This is a genomic window from Paenibacillus sp. FSL H7-0703 (assembly GCF_038003485.1).
GTDB classification, from domain to species: Bacteria; Bacillota; Bacilli; order Paenibacillales; family Paenibacillaceae; genus Paenibacillus; species Paenibacillus polymyxa_B.
In genome coordinates this window covers 946030-968068 of sequence record NZ_JBBOPF010000001.1, presented here as the reverse complement: position 1 = coordinate 968068, position 22039 = coordinate 946030, and the positions used below count along the sequence as shown (strand labels likewise).

General features: G+C 46.1%; 19 protein-coding genes and 1 pseudogene. 17 read left to right on the top strand and 3 right to left on the bottom strand.

Features of this window, described 5'->3' with window-relative positions; translation table 11 throughout:
• Positions 1–2: 2 nt before the first annotated feature.
• From glgD to MHB46_RS03640, 6 genes are all read left to right on the top strand, one after another.
• Positions 3–1106: a glucose-1-phosphate adenylyltransferase subunit GlgD gene (glgD, locus tag MHB46_RS03665; protein WP_341161647.1), complete on the top strand. Its 1104-nt coding sequence runs from the start codon at positions 3–5 to the stop codon at positions 1104–1106.
• A gap of 45 nt (positions 1107–1151) precedes the next feature.
• Positions 1152–3605: a glycogen/starch/alpha-glucan phosphorylase gene (locus MHB46_RS03660; protein WP_341161646.1), complete on the top strand. Its 2454-nt coding sequence runs from the start codon at positions 1152–1154 to the stop codon at positions 3603–3605.
• Between the two features lie 191 nt (positions 3606–3796).
• Entirely contained in the window at positions 3797–4348 is a 552-nt protein-coding gene (locus tag MHB46_RS03655) for a DUF2062 domain-containing protein (protein ID WP_014281275.1), read from the top strand.
• 189 nt (positions 4349–4537) lie between these two features.
• A complete protein-coding gene (locus MHB46_RS03650) occupies positions 4538–5554 on the top strand; it encodes a hypothetical protein (RefSeq protein WP_341161645.1) in 1017 nt (338 codons plus the stop codon).
• Between the two features lie 157 nt (positions 5555–5711).
• Complete coding sequence (locus MHB46_RS03645) at positions 5712–8387, top strand: YhgE/Pip domain-containing protein (protein WP_341161644.1); 2676 nt, start codon at positions 5712–5714, stop codon at positions 8385–8387.
• A gap of 403 nt (positions 8388–8790) precedes the next feature.
• Positions 8791–9765, top strand: a complete 975-nt coding sequence (locus MHB46_RS03640; protein ID WP_341161643.1) for an aldo/keto reductase — start codon at positions 8791–8793, stop codon at positions 9763–9765.
• Between the two features lie 186 nt (positions 9766–9951).
• On the opposite strand, the pseudogene MHB46_RS03635 reads toward MHB46_RS03640, so the two are convergent.
• Positions 9952–10146 (bottom strand): annotated as a pseudogene (locus MHB46_RS03635) (multidrug resistance efflux transporter family protein); the annotation flags it as partial.
• Between the two features lie 134 nt (positions 10147–10280).
• Here MHB46_RS03635 and MHB46_RS03630 point away from each other — a divergent pair.
• The gene (locus tag MHB46_RS03630; protein WP_341161642.1) at positions 10281–11468 is read left to right on the top strand and encodes a GTP-binding protein; all 1188 of its coding nucleotides are present in this window, start codon (positions 10281–10283) and stop codon (positions 11466–11468) included.
• Between the two features lie 5 nt (positions 11469–11473).
• Here the strand turns inward: MHB46_RS03630 and MHB46_RS03625 are convergent, their stop codons facing one another.
• Positions 11474–12334: a LysR family transcriptional regulator gene (locus MHB46_RS03625; protein ID WP_322162040.1), complete on the bottom strand. Its 861-nt coding sequence runs from the start codon at positions 12332–12334 to the stop codon at positions 11474–11476.
• Positions 12335–12466: 132 nt separating this feature from the next.
• Here MHB46_RS03625 and MHB46_RS03620 point away from each other — a divergent pair, with 132 nt between their 5' ends.
• The 5 genes from MHB46_RS03620 (at position 12467) to MHB46_RS03600 (ending at position 16563) form a co-directional block, all read left to right on the top strand.
• Complete coding sequence (locus MHB46_RS03620; protein ID WP_341161641.1) at positions 12467–12796, top strand: antibiotic biosynthesis monooxygenase family protein; 330 nt, start codon at positions 12467–12469, stop codon at positions 12794–12796.
• A 78-nt stretch (positions 12797–12874) separates the two neighbouring features.
• The gene (locus tag MHB46_RS03615) at positions 12875–13894 is read left to right on the top strand and encodes an ATP-binding cassette domain-containing protein (RefSeq protein ID WP_341161640.1); all 1020 of its coding nucleotides are present in this window, start codon (positions 12875–12877) and stop codon (positions 13892–13894) included.
• The gene (locus tag MHB46_RS03610; protein ID WP_341161639.1) at positions 13891–14706 is read left to right on the top strand and encodes an ABC transporter permease; all 816 of its coding nucleotides are present in this window, start codon (positions 13891–13893) and stop codon (positions 14704–14706) included. The genes MHB46_RS03615 and MHB46_RS03610 overlap by 4 nt, the downstream gene beginning before the upstream one ends.
• Positions 14707–14767: 61 nt before the next feature.
• Positions 14768–15442 carry a response regulator transcription factor gene (locus tag MHB46_RS03605; RefSeq protein ID WP_341161638.1) on the top strand — a complete coding sequence of 225 codons (675 nt, stop codon included), beginning with the start codon at positions 14768–14770 and terminating at the stop codon, positions 15440–15442.
• On the top strand, positions 15439–16563 hold the full coding sequence (locus MHB46_RS03600) for a sensor histidine kinase (RefSeq protein ID WP_341161637.1): 1125 nt from the start codon (positions 15439–15441) through the stop codon (positions 16561–16563). Before MHB46_RS03605 ends, MHB46_RS03600 begins: the two co-directional genes overlap by 4 nt.
• An 87-nt stretch (positions 16564–16650) precedes the next feature.
• Here MHB46_RS03600 and MHB46_RS03595 read toward each other — a convergent pair whose 3' ends face one another.
• The gene (locus MHB46_RS03595) at positions 16651–17520 is read right to left on the bottom strand and encodes a DUF421 domain-containing protein (protein WP_028542379.1); all 870 of its coding nucleotides are present in this window, start codon (positions 17518–17520) and stop codon (positions 16651–16653) included.
• A gap of 271 nt (positions 17521–17791) precedes the next feature.
• Here MHB46_RS03595 and MHB46_RS03590 point away from each other — a divergent pair, with 271 nt between their 5' ends.
• The 5 genes from MHB46_RS03590 (at position 17792) to MHB46_RS03570 (ending at position 22001) form a co-directional block, all read left to right on the top strand.
• A complete protein-coding gene (locus tag MHB46_RS03590) occupies positions 17792–18061 on the top strand; it encodes a glutaredoxin family protein (RefSeq protein WP_023988351.1) in 270 nt (89 codons plus the stop codon).
• 41 nt (positions 18062–18102) lie between these two features.
• Positions 18103–19443, top strand: a complete 1341-nt coding sequence (locus MHB46_RS03585; RefSeq protein WP_341161636.1) for an LLM class flavin-dependent oxidoreductase — start codon at positions 18103–18105, stop codon at positions 19441–19443.
• 17 nt (positions 19444–19460) lie between these two features.
• Complete coding sequence (gene ssuE, locus MHB46_RS03580; RefSeq protein ID WP_341161635.1) at positions 19461–19991, top strand: NADPH-dependent FMN reductase; 531 nt, start codon at positions 19461–19463, stop codon at positions 19989–19991.
• Between the two features lie 107 nt (positions 19992–20098).
• A complete protein-coding gene (locus MHB46_RS03575) occupies positions 20099–20989 on the top strand; it encodes a LysR family transcriptional regulator (protein WP_061830369.1) in 891 nt (296 codons plus the stop codon).
• 160 nt (positions 20990–21149) lie between these two features.
• On the top strand, positions 21150–22001 hold the full coding sequence (locus tag MHB46_RS03570; RefSeq protein WP_061830370.1) for a transporter substrate-binding domain-containing protein: 852 nt from the start codon (positions 21150–21152) through the stop codon (positions 21999–22001).
• The last annotated feature ends 38 nt before the right edge of the window (positions 22002–22039 follow it).

Sequence of the window (22039 nt, the reverse complement as noted above, 5' to 3'; positions counted from 1 at the left end):
CTATGAGCCGACTCATTGGAGTTATCAACCTAGATCACGAACTGGATCAGTTGAAGGAGTTGACCTATTTCCGGTGCGGGGCCGCAGTTCCCTTTGCCAGTCGATATCGGCTCATTGATTTTACCTTATCCAACATGATGCATGCAGGGGTGCATGATATTGCACTGTTTATCCGCCGCAAATACCGTTCGCTGCTGGATCATCTGGGTGAAGGTCGGCCTTGGGATTTAGACCGCAGACGGGGCGGGTTGTTTATTTTGCCACCGGACTGGAATGATCCGACGGATGCATCACGTGGGGATTTGCAGCATGTGCACAACAATTTGGACTTTTTCCATCGCTCATCGGGGCAAACCATTGTTCACGCAGGAACTCAGCATGTCAATAAGGTTGATATCGAGGATGTATACCGTTATCATCGGGAGAAAAATGCAGATGTTACCCTCGTATATAAACCCATAGACCAGCTCGAATCTGAGCATGCTCCTTGTGCACGACTGGAGATTGATGAGAACGGACGGGTGACTGGTATTCATCAGGAGCAGGATCATCATAATATTTATCTGGAAATGTTCGTAATGGACAAAGGCTTGTATCTAGATCAGGTGAAGCATTGTATAGCCCATCAGGATAATCATTTCTTTCGCGATGCCATCCAGAAAAACCCAAGTGGACTGCGTATTTATGCGTATCGTTATGAAGGTTATCATGCGGTCATTAATTCTATCGAGAGCTACTATAAAAATAGCATGAAGCTGCTGGATCAGCAGCAGTATCAAGCACTGTTTCAGAATCAGCCGGTGCATACCAAAATCAAGTATGAAGCCCCGACTCGTTATACGCACAGCGCCGAGGTGGATCATTCGCTTGTTGCTAATGGCTGCACCATTGGGGGCAAGGTCGAGAACAGTATTCTTTTCCGTGGAGTGCAGGTGGAGGAGGGCGCGCGGGTAAGCAACTCGATTATTATGCAAAAATGTGTCATCCGTAAAGGGGCAGTTGTGGAGAATGTGGTTTTAGATAAAGATGTACAGCTTTCACCAGATCGAACTCTGATTGGAGACATTAGAGTTCCCTATGTCATTGCCAAGAATAGCGTAATTTAAAGGATATACTTAGCCATTAAAACGGAAATAACAGGAGGTACAACTTTGTTCAGCAATAAAGAAGCATTTAAGCAGGCTTTTCGAGAGCAACTGGTCGGAAGGCTGGGCAAACCGATGCAGGAGGCTCAGTCGGAAGACGTATATAAGGTTTTGGGTGGCATGATTCGCGAACAAGTCGGCAAGAATTGGGCAGAAACGAACCAAGCCTACAAAGAAGGACAAGAGAAGCAGATTTATTATTTTTCACTGGAATTTTTGATAGGTCGTCTACTGGGCAGTAATCTGCTGAATTTGGGCGTACTGGATATGGTTCGGCAGGCATTGGGTGAACTGGGCTGGGATCTGGAGGAAATTGAAGAACAGGAGGCGGACGCGGGGCTAGGCAATGGTGGTCTTGGCCGTCTGGCGGCTTGCTTCATGGACTCACTAGCATCCCTTGGCTATGCAGGGCATGGCTGCGGCATCCGATATAAATATGGACTGTTTGAACAGCGTATTGTGGACGGCAATCAGGTTGAACTGCCGGATTACTGGCTACAGAAAGGGAATGTCTGGGAGGAACGCCGTCCTGACAAAAAGATCGAGGTTCATTTTTGGGGAAGAGTGGAAACCCGTGAACAGGAGGGACGTCTTGTATTCGAGACACAGGATGCCGAAACAGTCTGGGCTGTCCCTTACGATATTCCGCTGGTGGGCTATGGTCATGCGCAGGTGAATACGCTGCGGATTTGGAGTGCGGAATCAGCGCTTGATCCCGTTCGAGGACCGATTCGAGGCGAGGGCGGTTATTACCGCTTTCTCGACTACAATCGATCGGTGGAATCGATCTCAGCATTTCTATATCCGGATGACTCCAATTATGAGGGAAAGCTGCTTCGCTTGAAGCAGCAGTATTTCCTGTGCTCGGCCGGATTGCAAAGTATTTTGCGTACGTTCGAGAAGCTTCGTTTACCTTATAGCCAGTTGCCCGATAAAAAAGCACTGCACATTAACGATACACATCCGACGCTGGTTATACCGGAACTGATGCGTATTCTGATAGACGTGAAGGGCTTGGGCTGGGACGATGCATGGGATATTACGACGCGAACCGTTTCATATACGAATCATACGATATTAAGTGAGGCGCTGGAACAATGGCCTGTCAATATGGTACGGGAGCTGCTACCTCGTATTTCCTTGATCATTGAAGAAATTAACAAACGTTATTGCGCTATGCTACTGGAGCGTTACCCAGGCCAGGACATCAAAATTGGTGAAATGGCGATTATTCACGGTGAACAAATCCGCATGGCTCACTTGGCAATCGTCGGTAGCTACAGCGTTAATGGGGTGGCTGCGCTGCATACGCAAATATTAAAGGAACGAGAGATGAAGTCGTTTCACGAGCTGTACCCTGACCGTTTTAATAATAAAACAAACGGGATTGCCCATCGCCGCTGGCTGATGCACGCCAACCCGGAGCTGGCAAGCTTGTACGATGAGACCATCGGCACACGCTGGAGGACCCGTCCAAGGGAGCTCATCGACCTGCTTCGTTACAGTGGGGACGAGTCGTTCAAAGAACGGATACAGGCGATTAAGCGAAATAATAAAGTCAGGCTCGCTGAGCATGTTTTTGCAAAACAGGGCGTGCGACTGGATACGTCCTCCATTTTTGATGTACAGGTCAAACGGTTGCATGGTTATAAGCGACAGCTGCTCAACATTTTGCATGTGATGCACTTATACAGCCAGCTTAAAAGTAATCCTGGCCTGGATGTGACGCCGCGCACGTTTATTTTTGGAGCCAAAGCCGCTCCCGGCTATTTTCTCGCCAAACAGACGATCAAGCTTATTAACAACGTGGCGGACACGATCAATCGGGATGTAGATGTCAAGGACAAGCTGAAAGTCGTTTTCCTTGAAAATTATTCGGTCTCGCTAGCGGAGCTGATTATTCCTGCGGCGGATGTCAGTGAGCAGATTTCCACGGCAGGCAAGGAAGCCTCAGGCACAGGGAATATGAAATTTATGATGAACGGTGCGCTCACAATAGGTACATTGGACGGAGCCAATGTTGAAATGCATGAAATGGTAGGCGATGCCAACATGTTCATTTTTGGATTGAAGGTGGATCAGATCGAGGCATATTACCGGGACGGCCAGTATTCGGCGCGCAAAACAGCCAATAGTGACGAAAGACTGCGTGAAGTGTTGGATCAACTCGTGAACGATGCTCCTTTTACGCGGCATGAACGGGAATTTGAGGCCATTTATCAATCCCTGATTGATCATAATGATGAATACTTTGTGCTCAAAGACTTTGCATCCTATGTGGATACACAGGTTCATATTGAACAGGTGTATCAGAATCCCTCGGAGTGGACTCGGCGTGCTATGGTCAATATGGCGCACTCTGGTAAATTTTCTAGTGATTGTACGATTCAGCAATACGCGGCTGAGATTTGGGACATTGTGCCTCTCCAAAACGATGTCAACAAGCGAATTCTGTCCTAAAACGGCGAAACAGGCGGAATAGCATTGCTTTTCGAACGCTGAGGGTTATAATGACAGTATAGACATAAGTAAGGATGGGAACTTTATATACTCATTCCTGAACTTGAATTGTACTGTTAAAAGGAGTCCTCCTATTGATAAAGCTTAATCCAAAAAGGCTCAAACCTCATAAATCGAAGAAGAAATATAATATGTTTCAAAATATATGGCGTGCGATTCGGCTGAATTTCATCAAGCTGTTGCGCGCCCCTGGTGGAGTTAAAAAGATCTCTTTGGGCTTCGCCATTGGCTTTGCGCTGGAGATGATTGTGATTTCCACAGCTTCTCTGGTATACCTTGTCTTTTATCCGATTGTTCGTCTGTCTGGCGGTTCGCTGCCTGCGGCCATAGTGGGTAATGTTGTAGGTAAGCTGACCTTTTTGCCGATTGTACTGATGCCATTCGCCAAGCAACTGGGGGCTTGGATTTATCCATCTCATTATCCAGTACATGTCAGGGGCGGTCGACTTCACGAGCATTCTTTTATGGAGCTGTTTCACGGCAACTGGTCTGTATTCAGAGACTTGCTGCACGGAGGCTTGCACATCCTGATCGGCATGTCAATTTTCGGTGTAGTGCTAGGCATTATCTCGTATTTTGTCATTCAGGTTCTGTATAACCGTTCGCTGCACAAACGGTTGGAAAAGCGGAAGTTGCGTCATGGTGCAGCATTTTCGGCGGCCAGACTGCTGAAAAATGGATAATGTAGTGAATAAGAAGCTCCTTGAGCCTAAAATTAGGCTTGAGGGGCTTCTTTTGGTTTGGGATTTCTGGATGAGGCTTGAAGAGCGATTAGAGTAGGTAGCAACTTTTTACTTTTGTGACACGTCTAAGGGATATGTGTGCTTTAATCATTAAAGAATTTTTTGTAGACAACAGGAGGAATGGACTGAATGAAAAAATGGAGTTCTGTCACAGTAACTGCGGCGGCAATATCAATACTTTTAGGATCGGCGCCATTGGCATTGGCACAGCAGCCCGCTGCTGCCACAGTTCAAAACGTACAAACCTCTGTTAAACTGGATCAGACTGTCACCAAACGTTTAACGGATGTACTGAATACATTAGCCGGGAAACAAACGATAGAGTTTACAAGTGTCGACAATGCTTTTGGCTTATGGACTATAAACGGAACTTTGCGCGGCACAGCTAATGCTGATTTTATCCAAAATTATGATTCCAAAAAAGGAATCGTGCAGTCCACCAGCATCATCTATGATTCCGCTGATATGAACAAAGTTATGGATCATAACCTGCGCAGCAAGGTTGCATCTTTCCTGAAATCGTTCGATACCGATAAAGTTTTTAAAACGGAGGCCATCTGGCGCGTATATTCCCCGGTAGACGAAGTAGGACTCCAAAATTATTGGGTGCTGTGGGGGAATGATCAAAGCATTTATATTGATCTTGATCATGGAAATCAAATAACAGCCAGCTTTATGTATTCGCTCAAAGATGTTAAAGCTGCCCTGACCAACAAAGCGAACCGTTCGCTTAAAACACTTGGTATGACTACAATCAAGCCGTTTGAATATGTGCTTCGTCAGCAGGAAGGCAATGATACCGTTTGGAATTTCCGGGACGATAATGAGTTAAATAACGTGCTGATTGGCGTGAAAACAGGTAAAGTGTGGGCCGTAAAAAACGAACTTGGTATGGATTGGACGGGGGATAAGGATTTTGTCAAAGCATTCGCTAGACCAAAGCTCAGCCAAACTCAGGCGCTTTCAGCCGCGAAGTCGAAAGTGCAATCCCTTTTTGGAATTAACCTAAAAGGATATACCTTAAAAATGAAGGATAACGAGTATACATTCTCCCAAAAAGGCGCGGTTACTGTGGTGGGAAAAATCAATAAAAAAGGAGCATTTTATTCCCTAGAGGCTATGCCCGCGAATGGAGTTCGAAATTAAGCAGATTGATTTTATTGAAAAGCGTATGATCTCTATAAGAGCCATGCGCTTTTTACATATTTTGTAACAGGATTGGCTTCATTTGCTCGAATCGTTTACAATACGTGTGCATACAACAATGGACGACAGGTTAATGTACATACGAGGAGTGATGAAGTTGCGGAAGATATGGCAAATCTATTTAACAGACTGGAGAAATGTATTCAAAGTATCGACCGGGACTTTATTAGTCATTGGCATCATTCTTTTGCCTTCCGTCTATGCATGGGTGAATTTGAAAGCGATGTGGGATCCGTATGCGAATACATCTGGGATTAAAATTGCAGTAACCAGCCAAGACCAGGGTGCAGAAGTGAATGGTAAAAAGATTAATATCGGCGATGAGGTTTTGCATAACCTTCAAAATAACAAGAAGCTGGGTTGGACTTTTGTCAATGAAGCGGAAGCACGAAAAGGTGTGTTGGATGGTGATTATTATGCCAGCCTGCTGATCCCGAAAGATTTTTCAGAGAAAATTACGAGTGTGCTGACAGAAAATCCGCAAAAGCCGGAAATTGATTACGCCGTAAATGAAAAAATTAATGCAGTAGCTCCGAAAATTACATCTTCGGGGGCAACCTCTCTAACGAACCAGATTAGCCAAAACTTTATTGAAACTGCCAGCCAGGCCGTATTGACGAAGTTGAAGGAAGCCGGAGTCAAGTTGGAGGAGGAGCTCCCGACGATTCGTAACATTGAGAACCGGGTGTTGGAGCTGAATAATCGATTGCCGGATATCGAAAGGTTGGGCAAACAGGCATTGGAACTGGAGCAAAATCTGCCCAAAATTAAGGCACAGGGACAAAAGATCATTGCATTGAAGGAGAAAATCCCTGAAATTAACCGTGCCGGTGACCTGGTGCTCAAAATTGACAAAAACATGCCTGAGCTGGACAAGGTAGCCGCTGTTATTTTGGATATCCAAAAAAGACTACCTGATATTCAAAAGGCTGGTGATCGAATTGTTGAACTAGATCAAAATTTCAGCAAGGTAGAAAGCGCACTGGCCACCGCCCTAGAGGACACGCAAACGGCTCTTAAAGTTATTAATGCTGCCCAAAAGGCACTGCCAGAAGTACAGAAGATAGCGGATACAGGCAAAGACTTTACAACCGGTTTACTTGAATTTCTGGACAAAAATGAGGGTGCGCTTGATTCGATTGGTACAATAGTTAAAGAAGACTTACAACTGGTACAACAAATCGCGAATGAAGTTTCTCAGATTACAGACATCATTCGTGGTGTGGATTTTGATCCTAAAGCAGCACAAGCTGCGGTGAATCGTGTCAGCGGTAGGCTGACAACTGCCGTGGGAGTGTTGGATCATATTTCTCAATTGCTGAACCGTGTGAACGGATATTTGCCAAGTAAACCTTTGGATTCACTTATTTCCCGTGTGAGCGGGGTGGAGGATCGTTTCCGTCGTCTGAACAGCACGGTAACTAGCATCGGAGATGCCATCCAGCGCGGTGAAAAGCCTGCGCAAAATCTGCTGGATGACACTGATCGCCTTGCAGGAGAAATCAGTAGCGGAATTGACAGCATTTTGGGCAATTATGATACGGAGTATGCACCCGCCATTCAAAAGACGCTGGATCAGATCAAATCCGTTGCCCGCAATTCTGCCAATGTGCTGACTACAGCTCAAGAGCAGCTACCGAATATTGAAAAGCTATTAAATGACGCACAGGCTGCAGCAGAATTCGGTCAGCAAGAGCTAACACGTCTCCAGCAGGATCTGCCACAATACCGTCAAAAACTGCATGAAGCGGCGACGACGATTCAGGGACGTATGGGCGAGTTTACGAATGCTGTGAACAAAGCGGCAGACTTCGTAAATAACGATTTGCCGGCGGTTAAAAATAAAATTCATCAGGCAGCAGATTTTGTGCGTAATGATTTGCCCAAAGCGGAACAACAGTTTGTCAAAATGGCTGATTTAATTGAAAATAAATTTCCTGAAGCTGAAAAAGCGGTACACCAAGTAGCCAATTTTGTAAGGACCGATCTTCCAGCTGCCGAGGATTCCATACGCCAGGCTGCAGACACAATTCGCAAGCTTAAGGGCGAAAATGCACTCGGACGCGCTATTGCATTGCTCAAGGGAGATGTGAAAAAGGAAAGTGATTTTCTCGGCAGTCCGGTATCGTTGAAGCAGGAGCGGATATACCCAATCCCCAACTATGGTTCGGCGATGTCACCTTTTTACACTACATTGTCGATTTGGGTGGGTGCGATGCTACTGGTCTCGATGTTCAGGGTAGATGTGGATGACCCGGAAGGACAATTTAAAAGCTACCAAGTGTATTTCGGACGGCTTATGACATTCTCCACGATTGGTATTTTTCAGGCGCTGAGCGTATCTCTCGGTGACTTGTTCCTGCTCGGGGCGTATGTGGATGCCAAAGTAGCTTTTGTACTGTCCTCTATGCTGATCAGTCTGGTGTTTACGGCGATGACCTATACACTAGTTTCAGTGTTCGGTAATATCGGCAAGGGACTGGCAGTCATCCTACTGGTGCTTCAATTCTCCAGTTCAGGAGGGACATTCCCGATTGCGACGAGTACACCGTTCTTTCAGGCGCTGAATCCGTTTGTACCATTCACCTATGCGGTTAGTCTGTTACGAGAGACAGTAGGAGGGATGTTGCCTTCAACGGTGACACGGGATGTGGTGATGCTGTTTGTATTTATCGGTGTTTGCTTCCTGTTTGGATTGGTGTTTAAGAAGCCGCTCAGCAAGCATACGAAAAAAATGGCCGAGCGAGCAAAAGAAACGAAATTGATTCCTTGATTGTAAAAAAAAGTGAGTTACGGTGGTTGAAGTGAGCCGCTCCGCGAAGGATTTGATCTTACGATCGCTGTTGCCACGGGATTCTTTGGATTAGATAGACATGAAAAGGTAAGAATCCCGTGGCAAAGGCGAACGCTTCGCTTCTCCAGATTCAAATTCTCCGCTCCGCTGGTAACCACCGTAAAGTCACTTCTTTTTATATTTGGGGGTAGTATAAGGGGAGATGGCCTCGCGCTTGCTGCTTTTGCGGTGCGTGGGGCTTTTTTGCATGCGTTATCCAACCTTTAAATTGCATTCGGGGTTGTTTCAATGTGGTTTGTTCTGGTGAATAAACTGAGTATGGTCTTTTTTGGCATGTCATTTTGCGGAATTTTAAAATCCTTAGGCAAAGGCGGGAGATAGTATGGAGTATTCATACTTAGGAAAGTCAGGCTTGAAGGTTAGTCGGTTATGTCTGGGCACGATGAATTTCGGACCGGAAACCGAAGAAAAGGATGCGTTTAAAATTATGGATGCCGCACTGGATGCAGGCATTAACTTTTTTGATACAGCTAATGTATATGGCCATGATCGTAAAGGTTGGACAGAGGAAATTATCGGACGTTGGTTCCAGCAGGGCGGCGGAAGACGCGAGAAAGTCGTGTTGGCAACGAAGGTATACGGAGATATGAAAAATGAACATGACGGACCCAATGCAGGATCAGGCTTGTCTGCTTACAAAATTCGCCGTCATTTGGACGCGTCGCTGAAACGTCTTCAAACCGATCATGTAGAGCTATATCAAATGCATCACATTGACCGTAATGTGTCATGGGATGAACTATGGGGCGTATTCGAGTCCGTGGTGGATCGCGGACAGGTTGATTATATCGGTTCTAGTAATTTTGCAGGCTGGCATATTGCGGTGGCGCAGGCCGAAGCGAAGGCACGACGTTTTCTGGGGCTTGTATCCGAGCAGCATTTGTACAATCTGAACGAACGTTCCGCTGAGCTTGAAGTGTTACCGGCAGCTCAGGAGCTGGGTCTGGGTGTGATTCCATGGAGCCCGCTGGCGGGCGGACTGCTGGGACGGAATGCGTTAGCAGGTACTGGTTCTCGCAGCGCACGCGCCAAAGAAAAGGTGGAGCAGTATCGTGCGAAGCTGGAGCAATTTGCATCATTGTCCCGCGATCTGGGTGAAAAGGAAGACGTGATTGCACTGGCTTGGGTACTGTCCCATCCGGCCGTAACGGCTCCAATTATCGGACCTCGGACCTTGGAACAGTTAGAGGATGCTCTACGGGTACCTGAGGTCAAATTGAGCGAAGATGTGCTTGCCAAGCTGAATGAGATTTTCCCCGGTCCGGGAAAACCTGCGCCAGAAGCCTACGCTTGGTAATAATACTTCGTACTCGTCATAAAGCATCATTCTTTGTGAGAAATAATCGGCAAAAAGCAGCAGATCAGGAGCTTCCTCTTTGATCTGCTGCTTTTTTTCTGGTGCCTGATCCACACTTGAACGACCATGGCAAGAATAAATATATGCTAAACGGGATCTATTTTTTTAGATATTATTTGCTGAGTAGATCACCCCTGAAAACACAGCCACCAAAGCAGACTGTACCGTCTGTTCCTTACTTGGCATTCCCGCGCTGAAAACTCCATATAACGAAAGCAATAACCAGAAGGGGAAGCTGGCTAATGTCATCCCGAGCACACGTTGATAGGCATCCAATCGTCCCGCACAGGCTTCCATCATTTTACGATTATTTAATGGATAGATTATTCATTTCAAGAGTTTCTTCACAGTTGACAAGGCAAAAGGGATGCTGTATATTACTGAAAGTTGATGTTAATAGTAATTATTACGATTTAAAAGAATGAAAAGCTAATATTCAAGGGAGCGTACCAGCGATGAATAAGAAACCAATACCGGTAACCGTGTTGAGCGGATATTTGGGTGCAGGAAAAACAACGATTTTGAATCATGTATTAAACAATCGGGACGGAATGAAAGTGGCAGTCATCGTCAATGACATGAGTGAAGTGAATATAGATGCCGAGCTGGTTAAAAAAGAGGGCGGCTTGTCCAGAACAGAAGAAAAACTGGTCCAGTTGTCTAATGGTTGTATTTGCTGCACATTGCGTGAAGATTTATTACTGGAGGTCAAGAAGCTGACGGAGCAAGGCGATTTTGATTATATTTTAATCGAATCTACAGGCATCAGTGAACCCGTGCCAATCGCTCAAACTTTTACATACGTTGATGAAGGAACTGGCATTGATTTGGCTTCGCTGGCAAAACTGGATTGCATGGTGACCGTAGTTGATGCGAACCGTTTCTGGCATGATTTTGAATCAGGAGAAACGCTATTGGATCGCAGGCAGGCTACTGGTGAAGACGACACGCGTGATATCTCGGACTTGCTGATTGACCAGATTGAAACCTGTGATGTATTGATTCTGAATAAGTGCGATCTGGTTCAGCCTGTGGAGCTGGACAAGCTGGAGGGTGTGCTGCGGAGATTACAGCCTGAAGCCCGAATCATTCGAACTTCCAAGGGAAGGGTCGCTCCTTCGGACATTTTGAATACAGGGCTGTTCAATTTTGACAAAGCTAGTCAATCTGCTGGATGGATTCGGGAGCTGGAGCTTGAAAGCCATACACCGGAAACGGACGAATATGGGATCAATTCCTTTGTATATCGCCGTAGAAGACCATTTCATCCTGCGAGATTGGCTGAATTTATGGGCTACTGGCCGCAGGAGGTTGTTCGCGCCAAAGGTTTGGCCTGGATTGCAACCCCGCAGGATTGGGCAGCGAGTATTAGCCAGGCTGGACCATCTATTCAATTTGGCCCTGCGGGAAGCTGGCTTGCTGCGTTATCTGAAGAAGAACGGCAGGAGATCGTGGCAGCCGATCCTGAGGCTCTGGACCATTGGGATGAACAATGGGGCGACCGCATGAACGAAATCGTCATGATAGGTATCGGAATGAATCGACCGGACTTGGAAGAAGAGCTAGATGAATGCCTACTGAACGATAACGAAATGGATATGGACTGGTCCAGTTTTGAGAATCCGCTTCCTTGGCCGACATGATGAAGCTAGTTGATCCATTCAGTAATAAAGTCCATACATTTTTTAGCGGCTGGAGAAACATTTTTTAAGGAAGCGGTAGCGATACCGATAGTACGGGAATGCCTTTCGTCCAAAGGTCGAATAGAGATGTCGTAAGGAATGTGAGACAGGATCATTTCAGGAAGAATACTCACGCCTAGGCCATTCTGCACCATAGCCATAATCGCATGGTCATCTTCTAATTCATATTTGATTTTAGGTGACATATTATGCTGTGAAAAAATATTTCTTACATCCGTGTCACAGCCTGCAACAGGCATAATGAAAGGCTCATCTCTGAGCTGTTCTATTCGAATTGAGGCTTGATTTCCAAGAATATGATCGGAAGGAAGTAGACAAAGCATACTTTCTTCTTTTAATGGCAATGCCTCTAATGCGTCTAACGTGGGTAGGTTCACAAAGCCGAAATCAGCTTCCCCACTGACTATCCAGCTCTCAATTTCATGGTAGTTCCCATCGAGCAGTTTTATCTCAATAAGAGGAAACTGCTCATTGAATTTTTTTAGAATACGGGGCAGCCAATGAATAGAGACGCTTGAAAATGTGCCGATCTTTACGGTTCCGATTTCCAATCCTTTAATTAAAGCTACCTCTTGGTAGAGCTTTTCGTCCATTTGTACAATCTCTCTAAATCGCTTCATTAATCTTTCCCCGTTATTGGTCAATCGGATGCCTGAACGACCTCGGATCAGAAGAGTCAACCCTAATTCATGTTCCAGTCCAGAGATCGCATGGCTGATTGCTGATTGTGTAAGATTTAAAACTTCCCCGGCCTTTGTGAAACTTCCCATTTCAACTACGCAAAGAAAAATCTTATATTTAAACAAATTCGTGTTCACTCCTAATTTTTATGAAATATATTCATGTATCATATCAGATATATTCATTTTTTTTATTTAATATTAATGATTATATTCAAATGAAAGAAAGGTTATTTAATTTTGCTTTAGGAGGGTCATATGAATTCAATTGCTAAAACTCCTCATCCGCCCTATTATGCGGCTATCTTTACTTCTGAACGTACGGAAGGAGATGGCGGGTACGGAGTGATGGGAGACAAAATGGTGGAACTGGCTGCCCAACAGCCTGGTTTTCTAGGTGTGGAAAGTGTTCGTGACCACAATGGAGTAGGCATTACAGTTTCCTATTGGGAGACTCTGGACGCTATAAAAAATTGGAAACATAACGAGCTGCACAAGGTAGCGCAGGAAAAAGGGAAATCCGAATGGTATAAAACATTTGGTTTAAGAGTGAGCAAGGTAGAACGAGATTATTTTTTTACAGTGTAAATAGGTTCAATATCGTTCTATTCATATTCAGTTCATAAACGTGGGTTATCCTCTCTATAGAAACCGTACAGGGAGGATATGAATGTGGATTATACTGACAGAAAAGAGACCTTAGCCATTGAAGCAAGGGGACTCGTAAAAGCTTTTGGTGACAAGCAGGCGGTTGACGGTGTCGACCTGAACGTGCGTGCTGGCACGATCTACGGTGTGCTTGGTCCTAATGGAGCAGGCAAAACGACTACCATTCGAATGCTGTCAACGTTATTGCGGCCTGATGGGGGATCAGCCCGTATCTTCGGGCACGATGCAGTAAAGGAACCGCAGGTGGTGCGTCAATTGATCGGGGTGACAGGCCAATACGCATCGGTCGATGAGTCGCTTAGCGCTACTGAGAACCTGATCATCTTCTCCAGACTGCTTGGGCTGGGACGTGCCGAGGCGCGTCATAAGGCAGCGGAGTTGCTGGAGGAATTCGGCTTGGCCGAAGCGGCCAAAAGACCGCTAAAGCATTTCTCCGGAGGTATGCGCCGCCGGCTGGATTTGGCCGCAAGTCTCATTGCCAAGCCGCCGCTGATTTTCCTGGATGAGCCGACTACAGGACTAGACCCGCGCACGCGTGTCCAGATGTGGGACACGATCCGGCGTCTGGTCAAGATCGGTTCCACCGTACTGCTCACTACCCAGTACCTCGACGAGGCGGATCAACTTGCTGATCGAATCGCGGTGATCGATCATGGCCGGGTAGTCGCTGAGGGTACGGTGGATGAACTGAAAGCGGCAGTGGGGGCGTCGACTCTGCAACTCAAAGTACAAAATCAACAGGATATTGAGAGAACTGTTCAGATCGTCGAACAGGTGCTTTCAGTTAAGTCCAGCGTGTCAGTGGAAGCTGGAAAGATTATTTCTCCGATGGCCAATGCAGATCGGGTAACGGACCTGCTGATTGCCCTCCGTACAGGAGAGATTCGCCTAGCAGAGATGAGTGTGCAAAAGCCGACGCTTGACGAGGTGTTTTTGTCCATCACTGGTCATGGAGCACAAGTAAAAAAGCAGCAGACGTCCCAAGGAGCGCATGCTGTGGAGGGGGCGAGAGCATGAAGAGTACTACTGTTATGACAGGTTCTGATCGCACATTGAAGAAGTCTGTGAGTTTCAGGCAGGCGTTCTCCAATTCCATGACGATGGCCTACCGGGGCATTCTAAAGATCCGGCATACTCCCGAGCAATTGTTTGATGTCACGCTCCAGCCGATCATTTTCACCCTTATGTTTACCTATATCTTTGGCGGCGCCATCTCAGGAGACGTGCAGCACTATTTGCCGGTTATTATTCCAGGTATCCTCGTGCAGACTGTCATCTCGACCTCCGTCGTTACCGGCGTCCAACTACGTGAGGATATGGACAAAGGAGTGTTCGACAGGTTCAAGTCACTCCCGATCGCACGTATTGCGCCTTTGGCTGGAGCTCTGCTGGCTGACAGTATCCGGTATACTATTGCGACTGTACTCACCTTCGCTATGGGGTATATTTTGGGGTATCGGCCAGAGGGAGGACTGCTGAGTGTTGCTATCGCCGCGCTTCTGGTCATCGTATGTTCCTGGGCAGTCAGCTGGATTTTCGCTTTCTTTGGCGTGATTGCCCGCACTGCTTCCAGTGTGCAGGGCATCTCCATGATTGTTCTGTTTCCGCTCACCTTTGTTTCCAACGCATTTGTGCCTGTTAGCACAATGCCTGGCTGGTTGCAGTGGTTTGTGAACGCCAACCCGATTTCACATCTTGTGAACGCAGTCAGAGAGCTTGCGAATACGGGAACGATTGGCGGGGAACTGGCGATCTCCCTACTTGGCGCTACAGTCATTGTGGCGATCTTCGCGCCGCTTACGGTGCGTGCTTATATGCGTAAAGCATAAGATGGCAGTCTTCTTGACGAGGACGAGAGATTTAAGGCAGAGTTAGTTAGGGGGGATTGAAATGACGCGTGTATTGGTCGTTGATGATGATCCGCATATTCGCGAACTGGTCGGACACTTTTTGAGATTGGAAGGTCTGGAGGTAGTCGAGGCGGTGGATGGTTTGAACGCGATGCGCATTTTTGATCAAATCAAGGTCGATTTGCTTGTTCTTGATATCATGATGCCGGGAATGGATGGTTGGGAGCTGTGTCGTAAGCTGCGAGAGCAAACCGACCTGCCGCTGCTTATGCTTACAGCTAAAGGCGAGACGTCACAGATCGTGAAAGGTTTCGCGCTCGGAACGGACGACTATCTTGTCAAGCCATTCGACCCCATGGTGCTTGTCGCACGTGTGAAGGCTTTATTAAAACGTTATCGTATCATGGCTTCAAAATCAGTAACTGTCGGCGATCTTGTCCTGCGCAGCGATACATTTGAGTGTCAGGCTGGAGAGAAGGAGATTACCCTGCCGCTCAAGGAATTTGAGCTGCTCTTCAAGCTGGCCAGCTATCCTGGCAAAACCTTTACCCGCGACCAGCTGATCGAACAGATCTGGGGTTATGATTATGAGGGAGACGAAAGAACGGTTGATGTCCATATCAAACGCCTTCGGGAACGATTTCCGGAGGCAAGCCACTCCTTCCGGATCAGTACGATCCGGGGATTGGGTTATCGGCTGGAGGTAAGGCAATGAAGCGGGAACCGGGATTCCTCCATATCCTTGCGAGACTCATGCTGGTGTTATTGGTGTTGTATCTTAGCTGGACTGCCGCGTACTTTATTACGGCGGCGATCTATTCGCGCATGTCATGGGCTTTTCATGATTTGTTCGTCTTTCTTATTAATGCGACGCTTGGCTTTTTCTTCTTCGGTATTATCAGTATGACGGTAAGACGCTTCATCCAGCCTAGAGAGCAGCACGCTTTTACCGAAATGATCGATGCTTTAAAACGTATTTCGCAAGGAGACTTTCACATTAATCTGGATTGGGACCTCGGCGGGCGGAACGGAAAACATCGGAGGCCGCATCCTTATGTACAGTTGGTGGACAGTATCAATGATATGGCTGCAAATCTGAAGGCTATGGAAAAACTGCGGGAGGAGTTTATTTCGAACGTATCCCATGAAATCGGCTCACCACTGACCTCGATAATCGGATTCGCCAAGGCGCTTAAGGATGAGAATCTGGATCGTGAGCAGCGAGACCGGTATTTGTCGATCATCGAGACGGAGTGTATTCGTCTATCCAAGCTAAGCGATAATCTCATGAAGCTGGCGATTCTGGATTCGGAGCGGCATCCGTTTCGTCCGTCCCTTTATCGGCTGGACAAGCAGCTGATTTCGCTTATTCTCGCCTGCGAACCGCAATGGGAGGCTAAAAAAATCGAGATGACTGTTGAGGTGGATATAGTTGAGGTCAACGCGGACGAGGATCTGATGGGCCAGGTTTGGGTGAATCTTCTTCACAATGCCATTAAATTTACACCACAGGGTGGAAGCATATCTGTTTCTCTTTCAAGTAACGGTGATCAGGCGGTTATCTGCATTGCGGATACGGGACAGGGCATCAACGAACAGGATCAGCAGCGCATTTTTGAACGTTTTTATAAAGCAGACCAGTCACGGGCCCGAACTGCAGGAGGCAGTGGCTTGGGACTTTCCATTGCTTATAAAATAACAGAGATGCATACCGGCTCTATCTCTGTATCCAGCAAGGTGGGAGAAGGAACGGTATTTACAGTTATGCTGCCGCTGTGCCAGAAAGTAATGAAAGGCAGCAGCAACTGTGAAATGTACAACGGCACAGTAATTTAAAAAGGAGCGTCTTCAAAGCCACAAACGGCTGAAGGACGCTCCTTTTTAGTTCCCATACTTATACTCTTATGGCATATGCGTATGTGCTCAGGACTTAGATGTATTTACCGGCTGCATCTCCTGTATAGCTTCTTTCAAGCTTTGTGAGCATTGCTCATATAGCTGTTTTCTTTGTTGCTCACTGGAACCAGATGCGAGTTTTTGCAACTCCGTTGTGCATTGTTCCAGCAAAGTCAGCACGGCTTGATTCGAATCCTGCACCTTGTTTAGCTGTACATTGTCACTATATTGGTCAATGTACAGTTCTCCTTGCGGGTCCACCTGCGCGAAAAACACATCTTTAACCGTTAAACTCTTTTCCTTTAGCTTGGCATCCAGCCATTGTTGAGTGATCCCCATATATGCCATTTGTTGCTCCATAAGTTGTCCATCCATAATGACTGCTGTTGGTTCCTTCTCCGGTAATTGCTGCATATTCAGATCCTTAAGTGTCACAGGCTGCTTGTCTTTGGTTAACAGCACATTGACTTCGCCACTGGTTTCCATAAGAGCAAATTCCACGTCAGATACTTTGAATACATTTTTGCTTCGAAGCTGCTCCATGAGTTCATCCAGGGTGAGCCGTTCTTTTCTCAGATTATCCTCTAAAATTTTGCCGTCTTTGATCAGGATTGTTGTCCTTCCATCTGTTATATCTCTGATTTTCTTGCTTTTAATTTGCAAATATTCAATGCCAAGTGTTGTCAGTACCCATACTGACAAGGCTATGAGGCCTAGATACCAGGTGGATTCACGCTCCATAGGAATGGTAGCAGCCAGGTTACCTATCGTGATTCCTGTTATATATTCGAACAAGGAAAGCTGGGATACCTGACGTTTTCCAAGAATTTTGGTGATTAAAAATAATATAGCGACAGCCATTAATGTGCGTATAGCAACCTCGGCCCAATCCTGCATTTGCTCAACCTCATTTCATTTCGCCACAAGGACGCTACTATTCCAAGGATATCCGCGTCAAGGCACATTTAAACTCCAATTCCCCTAAATTTAAATAACCAAGCTGCCAATAAGCGATGAAATACAATATATAATTAAAATTTTCTATCGATGAATTATCATTGTCTATTGCACAAGCAATTGACGGAAAGGAGGGGGGAGGATACATTATAGATATAATTCTTATTTAATTCATCGGGATTATAAACATTGAGCTCACGGAGGTATGTATATGTCGTCCAAACCTAAAGTTGTATTGTGGAGCAAAACCGGCTGTCATTTTTGTGGAGAGATCAAATCGTACCTGGAATCCCAAAATCAGCCGTATGAAAATATCCAAGTGGACGGAAATGATGCGCTGCGTGACGTGCTGGAGACCAAATATGGTATTCGTTATGTCCCTGTCGTCGAGGTAGGCGGCGATAACAAATATGAGGCACTGCTCAACCCGGATCTGGAAGAGTTGGGTAAAGTGCTGGAAAGTTACAATCAAGTGGTATAAGCCGACGGGAAATCATTATTTTCAAGAGAGGTGGAAGGGTTATGGCTAAGAATAGACAAATTAAATTTGGTGCGATTATTCACGGTGTTGGGGGAAGCATGACGACTTGGCGTCACCCTGAAGTACCTGCGGATGCGAGTGTTAACTTTGAATTTTATAAAACGCAGGCGCAAAAGGCAGAGGAAGGAAAGTTTGACCTCGTATTTATCGCAGATGGCCTGTTCATTAACGAAAAATCCATTCCCCACTTTCTGAACCGTTTTGAACCAATTACGATTTTGTCCGCTTTGGCTGGGGTGACGAAGCATATCGGACTGGTCGGCACACTGTCGACTTCCTATAGCGAACCGTTCACGGTAGCACGCCAGTTTTCTTCCATTGATCATATAAGCGGAGGTCGTGCAGGCTGGAATGTGGTGACTTCCCCGCTGGAAGGCTCTGCCCTTAACTTTAGCAAAGGCGAGCACCCGTCGCATCCGCAACGCTATAAAATTGCAGAGGAATATTTGCAGGTTACCAAAGGATTGTGGGACTCGTGGGAAGAGGATGCGTTCGTTCGTGATAAGGAAGCCGGCGTATTCTTTGATCCTGAAAAGCTGCATACATTGAACCATAAAGGTGAGTTTTTCTCTGTGCAGGGTCCGCTGAACATTGGACGATCCAAGCAGGGACAACCGGTTATTTTCCAGGCAGGTTCCTCGGAGGATGGCAAAAACCTGGCCGCCAAGGAAGCGGATGCTGTATTTACAGGACATGAAACGTTAGAGGAAGCGCAGCAGTTTTATCGTGATGTGAAAGAACGTGCAGTACGTTATGGTAGATCCGAAGAGGATATTGTCATTTTGCCGGGCATTTCGCCGATTATTGGCAGCACGACGGAGGAAGCGGAACGTAAGTATGAAGAGATCACTAATCTGGTGACGATTGAGGCTGCGTTAAAATATTTGGGACGTTTCTTCGATCATCATGATTTCTCACAATATCCGCTGGATGAGCCATTCCCTGAGCTTGATGGTATTGGCAGCAATGCGTTCCGCAGCGGTACAGATAAAATCAAACGAGTAGCCAAGGAACAAAATTTGACCTTACGCGAGGTTGCATTGCGTTCAGCTACACCGAGAACCTCTTTTATTGGAACCGCTGAGCAAGTAGCGGATCAAGTGCAGGAGTGGTTCGAAAGAAAAGGGGCAGACGGATTCATTATTGGTTCTGATGTGCCATCGGGTCTGCATGACTTCGTAAATCTGGTTGTACCTATTTTGCAGAAACGCGGTATTTACCGTCAGGATTATGAATTTAGCACACTGCGTGAAAACCTGGGCGTGCCTATTCCTGAGAACCGCTATACAGCAGCCAGATCCAAAGTGAAGGTTGACGCATAACAGAAGGAGGGAAAAATATGTCCAAGATTGTCATCCTATCAGGCAGTCCGTCTACACAATCCCGTTTATACGGCTTGATTAACTATACAACGGAGCAGTTGCAGCAGGCTGGAGCGGAGGTCACATTACTGAATGTAGTCGACTTGCCAGCGGAGGATCTGGTCACAGCTAACTTTAACAGCCCCGACGTCACAGCATCACTTGCATTGATTGCAGCAGCGGATGCCGTTATTGTGGCTTCTCCAGTCTATAAGGAGTCCTATTCAGGACTATTGAAAATATTCCTGGATTTGGTCCCGCAGGAGGGGCTAAGAGGGAAACCTGTCTTGCCTTTATTTATCGGAGGTACACTGGCTCACCTGCTGGTCATTGACTATGCCTTGAAGCCAGTTATTAATGCACTGGGCGGAAGACATATTCTTGGCGGGGTGTATGCAGTGGATCAGTGGGTCGAACGTCTGCCAGATGGAGCATACGGGTTGTCGGAAGAATTGGTTGCACGGTTGGAACGTTCTGTTAAAGAACTAAATGAGCTATTAAAATTATAGATCTTTTCAATATTTCCATTGACAGGTCGTTCAGTGAGTTTTATGATACAAAAAACCAAGTTAACTTATTGGATAAATGTATATAAAACTTACTGGGGGACTTGCGTATGAATATCGAGAATATGGAAGCCTTTGTATACGTGAATCATTATGGGAGCTTTAATAAGGCTGCAGAAGCTTTGTTCTTGTCCCAGCCCTCTGTTACAGCCCGGATTCAGACGCTAGAGCGCGAGCTAGAATGCAAGTTGTTCGACCGCCAAAGCAAGCAAACGGTTCTGACGGAGGATGGACGAAAGTTTCTTCCTTATGCGGAGCAGATGCTTCAGGTGCTGCAAAAAGGGAAACAAAAGCTCCAACAGCGTAAGAAAGCCCCTCAGCAAATTCGAATTGGTTGCACGATATCGGTGTCGAACTACATCATTCCTGAAATATTAAAGCAGCTTCGTGCCCGTTATCCAGAGGTTAACTACAAAATTGTGACGGCTACGACGGATCAACTGGTACATAAACTGTTGAACCGTGAGGTAGACATTAGTTTTGTCCGTAAAGTGATGCATCCGGCTATCCGTACGCTTGCTTTTTATGAAGATCCGATTTCCCTGTATGTATACGACGGCCATCCGTTTATGAAGACAGGAAAGGCCAGTATACAGGATATTCAACGTGAAACACTGGTGTTTTTTGAATGCGGATCATTAGATTGGATGAGAATCCATCGCGCTTTTGAATCACTGGAGCAGCCACCGGACATTGCTTTTCAGGTAGACAATGTGGTTACGGCCAAAAAGCTGGTATTGGAAGAAGCGGGTATTGCCTTTTTGCCAGATGTCTGTGTGAACCGTGAAGTAAAAGATCAGAAACTGTTCCGTGTCCATGTTCCAGAGGTAGCTGGGGTGTCGATGCAGATTAGCATAATAGCGACCAAAGAAGACTGTGCAGTGACCTCGGATTTTGCAGATGCACTGACAGAAGGTTTCCGGGGTGCTGTTTTATTATAGAAAAGTTCTATGGCTTGATGGATTGACGTATAGGTTTCCAGGTGTTAAATTAATCACATCCTAAAACCGATTAAACTTATAGGAATTATTAATTATTGGATGTTGTAGCTACCATGTATGTCGCAAACTGCTGATATACAAAGAGATGAGGGGGATTCATATGAAAAAGTGGTTTGCAATATTGTCTGTTATGGCAATTATCCTGGTGTTGGCAGGCTGCGGTTCCTCAGATAACGCGTCTAGCGCGTCAGGTTCAAGCGGAGACGTGAAGAAAATTATCGTAGGCACAGGCACTCAATTCAAAAATGTATGCTTTATTGACGAAAACGGAAATTTAACAGGTTTTGATGTGGAGCTGATTAAGGAGCTGGACAAGCGCCTGCCTCAATACGAATTTGAATTCAAAACGATGGACTTTGGAAATTTGCTGCTAAGTCTCGATGCCGGCAAGATTGATCTGGTATCGCATCAAATGGAAAAAAACCCGGAGCGCGAGGCCAAGTATCTGTTCAACAAAAATCCGTATAGCATTTTTCTGAACAGAGTCGCTGTAGCGAAGGATAACAATACCATTCATTCAATTGATGATTTGAAAGGGAAAAAGGTACTCACCAGCCCAACCAGTAATGCGGCGTATGTGCTGAAAGAGTATAACAAAACCCACGCAGATGCCCTAAATATCGTTTATACGAGTGGTGCAGCCAATGATACGGTGCAACAAATTACGAGCGGCCGTATAGATGCTACCGTTACGACAGACTTTGCGAACCGTTTTAACACCGATGAAAAAGGAGAAGTAGCTCTGAAAACCGTTGGTGATCCTTTGACTCAATCGGATGTACTGTATGTACTGAACAAAAATGAGCAAGGGTTGGCGGATGACCTCGACAAAGCCATTCAGGAAGTGAAGGACGACGGTACGCTGTCGAAGCTGAGCATTAAATGGCTTGGAGAGGATTTCACTAAGTCTCTGGAAGATGTGAAAAAAGAAGGCAGCAGCAGTAAGAAGTAAGGATAGACGTGGACATTTCAGCGGTCAGGGTACTCTAT

Bases quoted from the DNA above. Each gene is read 5' to 3' on its own strand.
- MHB46_RS03640 (WP_341161643.1), top strand. From the start codon at position 8,791: ATGGAGTATTCATACTTAGGAAAGTCAGGCTTGAAGGTTAGTCGGTTA.
- MHB46_RS03590 (WP_023988351.1), top strand. From the start codon at position 17,792: ATGTCGTCCAAACCTAAAGTTGTATTGTGGAGCAAAACCGGCTGTCAT.
- MHB46_RS03655 (WP_014281275.1), top strand. From the start codon at position 3,797: ATGTTTCAAAATATATGGCGTGCGATTCGGCTGAATTTCATCAAGCTG.
- MHB46_RS03615 (WP_341161640.1), top strand. From the start codon at position 12,875: ATGAATGTGGATTATACTGACAGAAAAGAGACCTTAGCCATTGAAGCA.
- glgD (WP_341161647.1), top strand. From the start codon at position 3: ATGAGCCGACTCATTGGAGTTATCAACCTAGATCACGAACTGGATCAG.
- MHB46_RS03630 (WP_341161642.1), top strand. From the start codon at position 10,281: ATGAATAAGAAACCAATACCGGTAACCGTGTTGAGCGGATATTTGGGT.
- MHB46_RS03570 (WP_061830370.1), top strand. From the start codon at position 21,150: ATGAAAAAGTGGTTTGCAATATTGTCTGTTATGGCAATTATCCTGGTG.
- MHB46_RS03595 (WP_028542379.1), bottom strand. From the start codon at position 17,520: ATGCAGGATTGGGCCGAGGTTGCTATACGCACATTAATGGCTGTCGCT.
- MHB46_RS03610 (WP_341161639.1), top strand. From the start codon at position 13,891: ATGAAGAGTACTACTGTTATGACAGGTTCTGATCGCACATTGAAGAAG.
- MHB46_RS03585 (WP_341161636.1), top strand. From the start codon at position 18,103: ATGGCTAAGAATAGACAAATTAAATTTGGTGCGATTATTCACGGTGTT.
- MHB46_RS03600 (WP_341161637.1), top strand. From the start codon at position 15,439: ATGAAGCGGGAACCGGGATTCCTCCATATCCTTGCGAGACTCATGCTG.
- MHB46_RS03605 (WP_341161638.1), top strand. From the start codon at position 14,768: ATGACGCGTGTATTGGTCGTTGATGATGATCCGCATATTCGCGAACTG.
- MHB46_RS03575 (WP_061830369.1), top strand. From the start codon at position 20,099: ATGAATATCGAGAATATGGAAGCCTTTGTATACGTGAATCATTATGGG.
- MHB46_RS03650 (WP_341161645.1), top strand. From the start codon at position 4,538: ATGAAAAAATGGAGTTCTGTCACAGTAACTGCGGCGGCAATATCAATA.
- MHB46_RS03620 (WP_341161641.1), top strand. From the start codon at position 12,467: ATGAATTCAATTGCTAAAACTCCTCATCCGCCCTATTATGCGGCTATC.
- ssuE (WP_341161635.1), top strand. From the start codon at position 19,461: ATGTCCAAGATTGTCATCCTATCAGGCAGTCCGTCTACACAATCCCGT.